The 11,818-nt window shown below is 70.2% G+C and carries 12 protein-coding genes; 6 read left to right on the top strand and 6 right to left on the bottom strand.

Translation table 11 applies throughout. The features are described 5' to 3' along the window. Positions 1 to 194: 194 nt before the first annotated feature. A complete protein-coding gene (locus tag DYZ02_RS07280; protein ID WP_115686418.1) occupies positions 195 to 1,316 on the top strand; it encodes an MFS transporter in 1,122 nt (373 codons plus the stop codon). A gap of 3 nt (positions 1,317 to 1,319) precedes the next feature. Here DYZ02_RS07280 and DYZ02_RS07275 read toward each other — a convergent pair whose 3' ends face one another. Continuing rightward, positions 1,320 to 1,976 (bottom strand): ABC transporter ATP-binding protein, encoded by a 657-nt coding sequence (locus DYZ02_RS07275; RefSeq protein ID WP_115685644.1) that lies wholly within the window; start codon positions 1,974 to 1,976, stop codon positions 1,320 to 1,322. Further along, positions 1,977 to 2,948 carry an ABC transporter permease gene (locus DYZ02_RS07270; RefSeq protein WP_115685643.1) on the bottom strand — a complete coding sequence of 324 codons (972 nt, stop codon included), beginning with the start codon at positions 2,946 to 2,948 and terminating at the stop codon, positions 1,977 to 1,979. Positions 2,949 to 3,071: 123 nt separating this feature from the next. Between DYZ02_RS07270 and DYZ02_RS07265 the strand changes: the two genes are divergently transcribed. The 3 genes from DYZ02_RS07265 (at position 3,072) to DYZ02_RS07255 (ending at position 5,939) form a co-directional block, all read left to right on the top strand. Then, positions 3,072 to 4,181 (top strand): sensor histidine kinase, encoded by a 1,110-nt coding sequence (locus DYZ02_RS07265; protein ID WP_115685642.1) that lies wholly within the window; start codon positions 3,072 to 3,074, stop codon positions 4,179 to 4,181. Beyond that, positions 4,182 to 4,781: a response regulator gene (locus DYZ02_RS07260; RefSeq protein ID WP_115685641.1), complete on the top strand. Its 600-nt coding sequence runs from the start codon at positions 4,182 to 4,184 to the stop codon at positions 4,779 to 4,781. A 258-nt stretch (positions 4,782 to 5,039) separates the two neighbouring features. Then, the gene (locus DYZ02_RS07255) at positions 5,040 to 5,939 is read left to right on the top strand and encodes a ribokinase (protein ID WP_115685640.1); all 900 of its coding nucleotides are present in this window, start codon (positions 5,040 to 5,042) and stop codon (positions 5,937 to 5,939) included. On the opposite strand, the gene DYZ02_RS07250 is transcribed toward DYZ02_RS07255, so the two are convergent. Beyond that, positions 5,903 to 7,108 (bottom strand): multidrug effflux MFS transporter, encoded by a 1,206-nt coding sequence (locus DYZ02_RS07250; RefSeq protein WP_115685639.1) that lies wholly within the window; start codon positions 7,106 to 7,108, stop codon positions 5,903 to 5,905. The two genes, DYZ02_RS07255 and DYZ02_RS07250, sit on opposite strands and share 37 nt — an antisense overlap. A gap of 52 nt (positions 7,109 to 7,160) precedes the next feature. Here DYZ02_RS07250 and DYZ02_RS07245 point away from each other — a divergent pair, with 52 nt between their 5' ends. After that, positions 7,161 to 8,210: a pirin family protein gene (locus tag DYZ02_RS07245; protein WP_115685638.1), complete on the top strand. Its 1,050-nt coding sequence runs from the start codon at positions 7,161 to 7,163 to the stop codon at positions 8,208 to 8,210. A 10-nt stretch (positions 8,211 to 8,220) separates the two neighbouring features. Further along, positions 8,221 to 9,528: an IS1096 element passenger TnpR family protein gene (locus DYZ02_RS07240; RefSeq protein WP_115685637.1), complete on the top strand. Its 1,308-nt coding sequence runs from the start codon at positions 8,221 to 8,223 to the stop codon at positions 9,526 to 9,528. On the opposite strand, the gene DYZ02_RS07235 is transcribed toward DYZ02_RS07240, so the two are convergent. The 3 genes from DYZ02_RS07235 to DYZ02_RS11370 are packed head-to-tail and all read right to left on the bottom strand — an operon-like array spanning position 9,502 to position 11,815. Continuing rightward, the gene (locus DYZ02_RS07235; RefSeq protein ID WP_181896920.1) at positions 9,502 to 9,837 is read right to left on the bottom strand and encodes a DUF202 domain-containing protein; all 336 of its coding nucleotides are present in this window, start codon (positions 9,835 to 9,837) and stop codon (positions 9,502 to 9,504) included. The two genes, DYZ02_RS07240 and DYZ02_RS07235, sit on opposite strands and share 27 nt — an antisense overlap. Beyond that, positions 9,838 to 10,206, bottom strand: coding sequence for a YidH family protein (locus tag DYZ02_RS07230; RefSeq protein WP_115685636.1), 369 nt, complete (start codon positions 10,204 to 10,206; stop codon positions 9,838 to 9,840). It abuts the gene before it with no gap. Positions 10,207 to 10,237: 31 nt separating this feature from the next. Further along, on the bottom strand, positions 10,238 to 11,815 hold the full coding sequence (locus tag DYZ02_RS11370; RefSeq protein ID WP_181896919.1) for an amino acid permease: 1,578 nt from the start codon (positions 11,813 to 11,815) through the stop codon (positions 10,238 to 10,240). Between the last annotated feature and the right edge of the window lie 3 nt (positions 11,816 to 11,818).

The following is an 11,818-nucleotide window of genomic DNA, read 5'->3' as shown; positions in this document are numbered from 1 at the left end:
CCGGGTGAGTCGAGCGTGGGAAGCGAGGGATGTGTATAGGAGACAGGGTCGGGGGCGGTGCGGCATGTGAACGGTAATCTAACACGTCCGCTCAGGAGCTTCCCAGGAATGGGGCGTTCGCGCGCGCTCCGCATAAGGTCTAGGTTGTTGCTGTGCCCACCACAGACCGCTTCCCCCTCGTCCCGCTCGTCGCCATGGGCTTCGCCGCCTTCGTCTACGTCACCTACGAGATGTTCTCCGTCGGCCTCATCACCCCGATGGCGGCGGACCTCGGTGTCACCGAGGGACGCATCGGACTGCTCATGACGGTCTACGCCGGGGTGGTGGCCGCGGTGACCCTGCCGCTCATTGCGCTGACGCGCACGCTGGACCGGCGCCCCGTGTTCATTGCCACCCTGTTTTTCCTGCTCGCGGGGGTGGTGCTGCAGGCCACGGCGGTCAATTACGCCATGCTCGCGGTGGCCCGCGTCGTGGCGGCGCTGACCCACGGCGTGTTCTGGTCGTTGGTCAACCCGATGGCGGCGCGCCTGGTCGGCCCCGGGCGGACGGGCAAGGCGATCGCGGTGGTGTCGATGGGCTCGACCATGGCGCTGGTGGTGGGCTCCCCGGCGGCGACCTTCGTCGGGGGTCTGCTGGGGTGGAGGGCCTCCACCTGGATCCTCGGCGCCGCGGTGGTCGCCTCGGTGGCGGTCCTCTTGTCCACGCTGCCGTCGATGCCCGCGGTCGCGCCTACTGCGGGGCAGGAGTCCGGGCGCTCCCGCGCCGCGCTGACCTCCCTGGTGGTGTTCCTGCTGCTCGCGGTGACCGCGGTGTTCTCCACCTACACCTACCTCGGGCTGATCATCGAGCGCACCTCGGGGCACGGGCTCGTCGCCCCCGGCCTCGTCCTCTACGGGGTCTTCGGCATCCTGGGGGTGGTGTCGGCCGGCAGGCGGGTGGACGCCCGGATGCTGCGCATGAACGGGCTTTCCCAGGTGCTGCTGGTCCTCGCCGCGGCGGCGGGGCTCGCGGCTCTTGCGGCGCCGGGGCGGTGGGCGGTCGCGCTGGTGTTCCTGCTGGTGGCGGTCATCGGCGTGGGGGCGGGCGCCCTGCCCACGGTGGCGACCACGCTGTTCCTCTTCGCGGGGCGCGACAACCAGGACCGCGCCTCGGCCATCTACGTGGTGACCTTCCAGGTGGGCATCGCCTCCGGTTCGGCGCTGGGCGCCGTTGCGGTGGATGCCGGGTTCCTCCCCGGCACGCTGCTGGCTACGGCGATCCTGGCCCTGGTCGCGGGGGTCACGCTGACGGCGTGGACGCGCCCGCTCGTGCGGTGAAGGCTACGCCAGCGCGCGCTCCAGGGCGGTGACCTGCCCGTCCCGGACCTCGACGACCGCGTCGGCGTCCGAGATGAGGCCGCGGTCGTGGGTGACGAAGGCGCCGGCGATGCCGCGCTCGGTGACCAGGTTGCGCAGCAGGGCGACGATCTCGTGGGAGCGCTCGGAGTCGAGCGCGGCGGTGGGCTCGTCAGCCAGGATCAGCGCCGGGTCGCCCATGAGCGCTCGCGCGATGCCGACGCGCTGGCGCTGGCCGCCGGAGAGCTGCTGCATCCTGCGCCCGCCCAGGCCGTCCAGGCCAACGGTGGCGAGCAGCTCGTCTGCGCGCTCGCGGCGGGGTTTGATGCCGCGGATGTGGTCGGTGACCAGCAGCTGGTCGCGCACGTTGAGCGAGCCGATGAGGTTGGCCTGCTGGAAGATCATGCCGATCTTGTCCAGGCGGATCTTGTCGCTGACCGGGGTGCCGTCGACGAGCACCTCGCCGGAGTCCGGGTTAAGCAGGCCCGCCGCCGCGGAGAGCAGGGTGGACTTGCCGGAGCCGGACTCGCCGACGATGAAGGTGAGGTGCCCGGGGGTGGCCTCGAAGGAGATGTTGTCCAGCGCGGTGAGCCGCTCCTGGCCGTCCTGGAAGGTGACGGTGACGTTGTTCATGGTGAGCATTTAGGCGATACCTCCGAGTGCGAGCTGCGGTTCGATCTTGGTGATGGAGCGGGTGGCCAGCCAGGCGCCGGCCATGCCGAGCAGCCACAGGGCCAGCGGCGGGCCGACGACGGAGAAAACGCCGAGGCTGAAGGGGGCGGCCTTCGCGGCGACGACCCCGAGGCCGAGGGCGATCAGGGCACCGGCGATCACACCCACCGCGAGGATCAGCCCGGCCTGGCCGAGCGCGTCCTTGCGCAGGTAAGAGTTGGAGGCGCCGATGGCCTTGAGGATGGCCAGGTCGCGGGTGCGCTGGATCGTCCACACGGTGAGGAAGGCGACCGTGACCAGCGCGGCAATGGCGTAGAGGAAGCCCTGGATCATCTTCAGCGAGCCCTGCTCGGAGCCGTAGGCCGGCAGTGCGTTGAAGGACTGCGCCAGCTTCATGCCCGAGTCGTCGCTGTTGAGCAGCACCGTGCCGTCGGCGTCGGTGTGCATCGCCTGCTGCCACGTCGCGGTGGGGACCCAGATGACGGGGGAGTGGGAGTAGTAGAGGTCGTCGGCAAGCGAGCCCACGCTTATCGACGCCCCACCGACCGTCACCTCCTCACCCTCGGCGAGCCCCAGGCCGCGAGAGGCGACGGCCGTGGTGCCGAGCGTCTGGCCGCCGGGAAGCGTCGTGCCCTCGGGCAGGCCCAAAACGGCGACGGACTCGTCGGAGCCGTCGGCCTTCTTCATGAGCGTCTGGCCGGTGCCGAGGGGGGTGGCGCCGGCGGTGGCGTCGACACGCGAGGTGGTGTACGACGGTTCGTCCATGTTTTGGAACGTCACGGAGGCGGGGTTGAGCGCCTCGAGCGCGGAGGTGTTCTGCTTGCCCAGGCCGGAGGTGAGCCCCGTGAGCATGACAACGAGCAGAGTGATCAGCCCGACGACACCCACGATCAGGCTGAAGCGGCCCTTGGCGGCCGCGATTTCCCTAATTCCTACGAACATGCCCCAATTGTGGCCCTGAGCAGGGACTTGGCACATCGGGCGGGCGGTTGAACCTGGGATCAACCGATCGGTTGATTCCTTCTCCGCCGGGTATCCCGCCTGCGGACGCTACCGTAGAAACCCATGACCCACACCAGCCGCGTCCTCGTCTTCCTCCGCGTGAGCCTGCACGTGCTGGTCGCGGTCCTGCTCGTGGTGGGCCTGTACTCGGCCTGGCGCACCCCGTGGCTGCTCGTCATCGCCGGCATCTTCTCCGTGGTGTACCTGGCGGGCACGGTGTGGCACAACGAGAACTACCCGTACAGCAGGCCCGCCGCCTGGGCGTGGCTGGTGGCGGTGTGCGCGCTGTGGGTGGCGCTGGCTCTGGCCTCCCCGGCCTTCGTGTGGCTGGAGTTCCCGCTGGTCATCCTGTCGATTTACCTGCTGCCTCTCGCGCCCGGCGTCCTCGTGTCGGCGGCGATCCTGGCGTTCACGGTCTCGATCACCTACCCGATGAGCGGCGTCGGGGGAGTGATCGGCCCAACCATCGGAACGCTTCTGGCCGTCTTCATCGTCCTGTCCTACAAGGCGCTGCGGGGGGAGGCGGAGCACTACAAGCAGATCGCGCACAAGCTGCACGCGGCGCAGATGGAGCTCGCCGCTGCGGAGCACGAGGCAGGCGTGAACCAGGAGCGCGCGCGGTTGTCGCGCGAGGTGCACGACACGATGGCGCAGGGACTGAGCTCGATCGTCCTGCTCGGTCGCGCGCTAGACAAGCAGATCACGGACGACGACGCGCGGCGCACCCTGGACACCATCCGCCGGACGGCCGCGGACAACCTGGCGGAGGCGCGCCGCTTCGTCGCCGTCAACGCGGGGCCCCGGGAGCCGCTGCCACAGCGCATCGAGAGGCTGGCGCGGGCCGCAGAGGAGCGCCAGCGCGCGCTCGGGGCGCCGCTGACCGTGCGCGTCAACGCGGCCGACGTGGGGGAGCCGGTGGCGTCGATTAGCGAGCGCGTCGTGCGCGAAGGTTTGAGCAACGTGGTGCAGCACGCGAACGCCACCGAGGCCGTGGTCACGGTGGATATGCTGGGTGACGTTGTCACCGTCGACGTCTTCGACAACGGGCGCGGCATCACCGGGCCCGAGGGCTTCGGCCTGAACGGCCTGCGGGCCCGCGTGGAGGAGTCCGGCGGGGAACTAACGGTGGAGGGCAACGTGCTCGCCGCGACAATCCCGCTGAAGGAGCGCTAGATGATCCGCGTCATGCTCATCGACGACCACCCCGTCGTCCGCGCCGGCCTGCGCGCCGTGCTCGACTCCTTCGGCGACATGGAGGTTGTCGCCGAAGGCGCCTCCGGGGACGTGGAGGTGCCCGAGAACGTCGACGTGGTGGTCAGCGACATCCAGATGCCCGGCGCCGACGGCATCGAGGTCACGCGCCGCCTCGTCGCCGCGGGCGGGCCGCCGGTGCTCATCCTCACCACCTACGACACCCAGGCCGACGTCGTCGCCGCCGTCGAGGCCGGGGCGATGGGCTACCTGCTCAAGGACGCGCCCGAGAGCGAGCTTCACGACGCCGTCGTGTCCGCCTCACGCCGCGAGCGCGTCCTCTCTCCCCAGGTCGCGGGCGTGCTCGCCGAGCGCGTCATGCGCCCGGACGAGGCGCTGTCCGCTCGCGAGATCGAGATCCTCCAGGCGCTGCAGACCGGCGCCTCGAACCGGGAGATCGCCGCCCGGCTGTTCATCTCGGAGGCGACCGTGAAGACGCACCTCATTCACATCTACACCAAGCTGGGCGTTGACAACCGGACGGCGGCAGTCGACAAGGCTCGCGAGCGGCGCATTATCTAGGGCCCGGGGAAGTCCGCAATGCGGACAATTAGCACCCCTACGCTCCCCGGGCAATCTCCGCAGTGCGGACTTTCGGGGGGAAAGTTCCGGTCAGGAAAACTCCGCAATGCGGACTTTCCATAGGGTTCGATTCCCCGCACGACTCCGCATTGCGGACTTCGAGCGCCCCGCACCCCACAACAAAAACCCCGCAACGCGGACCCCGGCCGCTAAGCTGAAACCTGTTAGTGAAGCGGCACCGTCGGAAAGGTCTTGCGCGTGGGTTCCATCACCGTCGTCGGCTCGATTAATGCGGACCTGTTTGTGCTCGTGGAGCGCCACCCGCTGCCCGGCGAGACCCTGATCGGCGCCGATGGCGGCGTCTCCGCCGGCGGCAAGGGGGCCAACCAGGCCGTCGCCGCGGCCCGTCTCGGCGCGGACGTGCGCATGGTCGGCGCGGTCGGCGACGACGCCTACGCCGACGCAGCGCTCGAGCACCTGCGCTCCTCCGGGGTGGACCTCGCCGCCGTCGAGGTGGTGCCGGGGGCGACCGGCTTGGCCGTGATCACCGTTTCGCACGACGGGGAGAACACCATCATCGTCGTGCCCGGCGCGAACGCATCGCTTGACGACGCCCAAGTCACCGCCTCCGCCGGCACCGTCGCCGCAGCCGACATCGTGCTGCTGCAGGGCGAGATCCCGGCGTCGGGCTTTTCTGCGGCGGTGCGCGCCGCCACCGCCCGCGTGGTGGTCAACCTCGCGCCGGTGGTCCCGGTGGATCGCGATGACCTGCTGCGCGCCGACCCGCTGGTGGTCAACGAGCACGAGGCCGGGCTAGTGCTGGAGATGTTCGGCGCTGCTCCCGCAGAGTCCGAGGAGAAGATGGCCGCCGAGCTGCGCCAGCTGGGGTTCGCCTCCGTGGTGGTCACCCGCGGTGCCCGGGGCGCTGTCGTCGCCGAGGGCGCTGACGTGGTGGCCGTGCCGCCCGCGCTCATCGAGTCGGTGGACTCCACCGGCGCGGGCGACGCTTTCGTCGGCGCGCTCGTGCACCGCCTCGCCGAGGGCGACGGGCTTCTCGACGCCGCACGCTACGCCGGACGCGTCGGGGCCTTCGCCGCGACCCGCCGCGGCGCGCAGACCTCCTACCCGGCCGCGGGCGACGAGCTGCCGGAGCTGTAGCGGGGCGTCAGCGCCAGCACGGCAACCAGTGCCAGGGCCGCGCACACCATGACGGACAGCGACATCGTCTGCAGGTGGTTCGCTCCCAGCGCCACGGTCGGCGCGACGGTGCCGCCGACGACGAACTGGAAGAAGCCCATCGCCCCGTTGCCGGAGCCGGTGCCGATGTCGCGGATCGTCTCCACCCCCAGCGCCGTGGCGTTGGCCATGATGAACCCGGCCATGAGCGAGAGCGTCGCGAGCACCGCGACGACGACGGGCAGCGCCGGGTCCAGCCGCGACAGGGCGAACAGCACGACCCCGACCACGAGGTTCGCGCCCAGCGCGGTGCGCAGCAGCGTGCGCGGGTGGAAGCGGTTCACAGCCCGCATGTTCATCGCGTTGGAGGCGGGGATGAGCAGGGCCATCGAGCCGAACAGCGCCGCGTAGAGGGTGGGGGAGGCCCCGAGCTGCGACTGCAGCACGAGCGGGGAGGCGGCGATGTAGGAGAACAGGGAGCCGAAGCCCAGGCCCGAGGCGAGCATGTAGCCGACGAAGGCGGGGCGGCGCAGGCAGCGGCCGATGCGGGGGAACAGGCCCCTCAGGGCGCGGTCGGAGCGTCGGGAAGCGGGCAGCGTCTCGCCGACGAGGAAGAGCGCGACGGCGAACTGCGCGACGTTGACGGCCGCGAGCGTCCAGAAGACGCCGCGCCAGCCGAAGGCGGGCAGCAGGACGCCGCCGAGGACCGGGGCGATCGCCGGGGTGAAGCCCGTGATCGCCATGAGCCCGGAGAAGGCGCGCGCCGCGGCGCGACCGTGCGCGACGTCCGGGATGATCGCCCGGGCGACCACCATCGCCGTGCCTCCCGCCAGGCCCTGCACCACGCGCGCCGCGATGAGTAGCTCGATCGAGGGGGCCAGGGCGCACAGGACGGAGGCGAGGAAGAACACCGCCGAGGAGACGAGGATGGGGCGCTTGCGGCCAGTGGAGTCGGAGATCGCGCCGAAGAGCAGGTTTCCCACCGCCATGCCGGCCATGAAGCCGGTGATTGTCAGCTGCGCCATCGCCGGCGTGGTGCCCAGCTCCTCGGTCAGCGAGGGCAGGCCGGGCAGGTACATGTCGATGCCCAGCGGGCCGGCGGCGGTCAGCAGGGCGAGGGCGAGGAGGAGCCCACCAGATAGCGAATTCACCCGTACATATGTAGCCCCGTCAACAACCCTTGGCAACATGTACCCTTGGCGCATGAGCAACATCGAGGCCAACCCCGCAGGACACGTGCTCGAGGACGGCGGCTGCGCGGGCGCGAAGGTGGAGATCCTCACCTCGCGCGAGGTCCCCCTCGGCGGGCCGCGCGCGATGAACGTGCGCCGCACACTGCCGCAGCGGCAGCGCTCCATGATCGGCGCGTGGTGCTTCGCCGACCACTACGGCCCCGACGACGTCTCGCTCACCGGCGGCATGGACGTCGCCCCGCACCCGCACACCGGCCTGCAGACGGTGTCCTGGCTGTTCGAGGGCGAGATCCAGCACATCGACTCCGGCGGCAACCGCGGCCTGGTCCGGCCGGGGGAGGTCAACCTCATGACCTCCGGCGGCGGCATCTGCCACTCCGAGACCTCCACCGAGGGCACCACGACGCTGCACGGAGTGCAGCTGTGGGTGGCGCTGCCGGAGGCGTCGAGAAGCACCGCTCCCCGCGCCTTCGAGCACCACGTCCCCGAGCCCTTCCGCCTGACCAGCCTGCACCCGCCGAAGAGCGCGGGGGAGGCGCGCGTGTTCATCGGCTCCCTGTTCGGGCAGGAAAGCCCCGTCACCACCCACACCCCGCTGCTCGGCGCGGAGCTGCGGGTCGCCCCGGGCCAGGAGTTCGTCGTCGCCGTCAACCCCGACTTCGAGCACGGCCTGCTTGCCGACGCCCCAGGGCTGCAGCTGGAGGGCGTCGACATCCCCCGCGCCGCGATCGGCTACACGGGCGTGGGGGAGAAGACCCTGCACGTGGCCAACACCTCCGACGAGGAGGTCTACGCCATCCTGCTCGGCGGGGAGCCCTTCGGCGAGCAGATCCTCATGTGGTGGAACTTCGTCGCCCGGGACTACTCGGAGATCGAGACGTTCCGCGAGCAGTGGCAGGCCCGCACCGAGCGCTTCGGCCGGGTGGAGGGCTACGTCGGCCACGGCGGCCCGGACAGGAACGCCGAGGGGCAGAGCTGGCTGCCCGCCCCGGAGCTGCCGAACGCGACGATCCGCCCCCGGCAGAATTCTTCCCCGGTGGCGCGCCCCGACCGCCAGTAGTGTGTAGTGCATGATCGTCTCGCTTCTGATGACAGTCGAAAAATCGGAGCCCCTGATGTCTCGGCTGGTCAACGTGGAGGATTCGATGCACTTGGGGGAGCTCTCGCAGGTCATTGACGCCGCGTTCGGCTTTTCGGGCGCCGCGAGCCACCTCTACATGGGCCAGGGGCGCGAGGGGGCGCCCCGCGAGGTGCTCTCCGCCACCCCCGGCCCGGGCGAGCGCGCCGAGGAGCAGGTCGCCGTCTCGCAGATCAAGCAGGTCACCTACGTCTACGACCCGAGCGCCGACTGGAACATCCACGTCGAGGTCCTCGGCTCCTCCCGGCTCGACGGCCCGACGCCCCTGCTTGTCGACGCCCTCGGCCCCGACGTCGTCGAAGCCTGCAACGGCCCGGCGATGATGACGCGCTTCCACGCGGAGGCCCGCCGCATCACCGCCGGGTTGGACCCGCAGATGGACGTCGCCCCCCTGTTGCTCAGCTTCCTGCCGGTGATGAGCCCCGAGCGGCTCCTGCAGCGCCTGGCCCAGGCCGACCAGGTGACGGTGAGCGAGCGGATCAGCTTCGTCGCCGAGGACCTCTTCCTCGACACCGCCGACGCGGCGCAGGCCGACCCGCGCACCCCCCAGTTCGCCGCCGAGTTCGAGGACTTCCTGGACACCCGGCCCGACCTGCGCGAGATCCTCTCATACGACCCCTCCCCGGAGCGCAACCCCACCCTCATCGCGGCGATGGCGGAGTTCTTCGAGGACGCCCTCGGCGCCCCGCTTCCCGACGACACCGACGCCGTCCACGAGAGCTTCGCCGTGGTCCTCCTGGAGGTCTTGGTGCAGCCCCGGAAGCGCCTCAAGCTGACGTCGACAGGCGCGCTGCCCCCCGCCCACGTGGCGACCATCGCCACCGAGCTGGGCCTCGGCACGCCCTCCCCGCACACTCGCGAATCCTCGGTGCCGCAGATCCGCGTCATCCGCCGCGTCCTCACCGAGGCGGGCCTTCTGGACGAGTCCGCCGGATGGCTGAGCCTCACCCCGCGCGGCGAGGACTTCCTCCACGACCCGGCCGGCCTGGAGGCCGTGCTCGAGGAGGTGCGAGCCGGCTTCGCGACAGTCCTCGGCGCTGAGGAGTGGCGGGCGACCCTGAACTGGCTGGGGCGCCTCTTCGGCATCCCGCACGCCACGCCGACCCAGCCGCCGCGCGACGAGCAGGCTGCGGCCGACCTCATGCTCGCGCTCGGCGTGCTCGAGCCCGACGGGCAGCTCACGCCGAGCGGGGGGATGTTCCTCGCGCTGATGCTAGGCGACGCCCACGAGCAGCGCTAAGCCGATCCCGCCCAGCACCAGCATCATCGCCGTGGTGAGGAAGACCGGCGCGGTGTTCGGCGGGGCGTCCTCCTCGCTCAGCGCCTCCGCCTGCGAGCGGTAGATCGGCCGGTTGAGCACGATGATGCTCAGGCCCAGCGCGCCCAGCAGCACGATCGCGGCCGTCACGAGCGCCGGGTAAGCCTCGGACCAGCGCAGCAGCGTCATCGAGCCGACCATCATGGCCAGCGCCGTGCGCGTCCACGCCAGGGCCGTGCGCTCGGGCTGCAGCCCGGCGTCCGCGACGGGGATGGGGCAGCGGCGCGGCACCTAGAGCAGCCCCAGGAAGACGACGGCCGCGGCGATGAAGATCCCGGCCCCCAGCAGCGGCGCGATGGCCGGGGCGGGCAGCGGCTTCGAGCGGCGCATGGCGCGCTCGATGCGCACCCAGCGGATCGCGGCGCCCAGGGAGATGGCCATTGACATGAGGATCACCACCGCGGCCGCCGTGGTGCGCAGCTCCGGGTTAATCCCCGGCACCGCCAGCGCCTCCAGCGCGATTCCTCCCGCCAGAAAGGCCAGGGAGGTGCGCGTCCAGGCGAGGAAGGTGCGCTCGTTGGCGAGGGTGAAGCGCGGGTCCGGCTCCTCCCCGTCGGGGAAGACCCGCTCCGTGAACCACCCGCGCTGCGACTCCTGCATGGTGCCCCAGTCTAACGGTACCGCCGCAGAATTAACTGAGGGTGAGTGTGCCGTTGGTGATCCCGGCGACGGCGAAGACCGCCCCGACGATGACCACCGCGACGATCACCCATTCGAAGGCGTTGAAGAAGCGCTCGCGGTTTGCCCGCCGCGTCCAGATGTAGGGCACTAGGCCGGGCACCACCGCCAGCGCGCCGAGCAGCACGTAGACCGGGTCCGCGGCGTAGATCAGCCACACCGAGTACACGAACGCGAGCGCGCCCAGCACGAAGTGGCGGCGGTTCTCGGAGGCGGTGGCCATCTCAAAGTTACGGCGCCGCGCCGCGCGGGCCGCCAGGATCATCAGGTACAGCGCCGAGAAAATATACGGCAGCAGGTACATGATGGTGGCCAGCTGCACCATCGCGTTGTAGGAGGCCTCCGAGGCGAAGAAGATGATCACGAACACCTGGATCACCACGGTGGACACCAGCTGCGCCAGCCACGGCGCGCCCAGGTCGTTCGTCGCCGCCAGCCTCTTCGGCAGCAGGCCGTCGCCCGCCATCATCACCAGCGGCTCCGCGCACAGCATCTGCCACGAGACGTACGCGCCCAGCACCGACAAACACAACCCCAGCGAGATAAACGCCCCGCCCCACGGGCCGACCACGGCCTCGAGCACCGCGCCCATCGAGTTCTCCGGCAGCCCCGCGAGCTCCTCCCGGGTCAGCACACCGTAGGACAGGGTGGACACNACCGACAAACACAACCCCAGCGAGATAAACGCCCCGCCCCACGGGCCGACCACGGCCTCGAGCACCGCGCCCATCGAGTTCTCCGGCAGCCCCGCGAGCTCCTCCCGGGTCAGCACACCGTAGGACAGGGTGGACACCGCCACCAGAAGAAACAGCACCGACAGGAAACCGACCACGGTGGCGCGGCCGACGTCGCGGCGCGTCTTCGACTGCTTCGAGTACACCGAGGCACCCTCGATACCGATGAACACCCACACCGTAAACAACATGATGCCCTGCAGCTGCTGGCTCAACGCGATACCGGAGTTCTCCCCCCAGAAGTCCAGAGTGAACCTGTCCCAGGAGAAGCCGAGGAACGCCACCAGCACGATGAAGCTGATGATCGGGACGAGCTTGGCGATCGTGGTGACCAGGTTCATCACCGCCGCCTGCCGGATCCCGCGCGACAGCCCGGCGAAGATCAGCCACGTCAGCATCGACACCGCCACCGCCAGCACCCACTGGTTGTGCAGCACCGGAACGTAGTAGCCCAACGTGCGGAAAAACAGGGTGGCATAACCCACCTGCGCCATCACCGAGCCCAGCCAGTAGCCCCACCCCGAGGTGAAACCGATGAAGTCACCCAAACCGGCGCGCACGTAGGAATACACACCCGAATCCAGGTGCGGCTCACGCCGGGCCAGCACCTGGAAGACGAACGCAATGGAGAGCATGCCCACACCCGCGATCACCCAGCCGACGAGCATCGCGCCCGGGCTGGCCACCGAGGCGATGTTCTGCGGCAACGCGAAAATGCCCGACCCGATCGTCGAGCCGATAATCAGCGACACCAACGTCCACATGGTCACCGTGTGCTTTTTATGTACGGTCGTCATGAG

This window comes from Corynebacterium senegalense (assembly GCF_900411315.1).
GTDB classification, from domain to species: Bacteria; Actinomycetota; Actinomycetes; order Mycobacteriales; family Mycobacteriaceae; genus Corynebacterium; species Corynebacterium senegalense.
The sequence above is the reverse complement of the archived record's forward strand: the minus strand, read 5'-3'. Positions and strand labels throughout refer to the sequence as shown.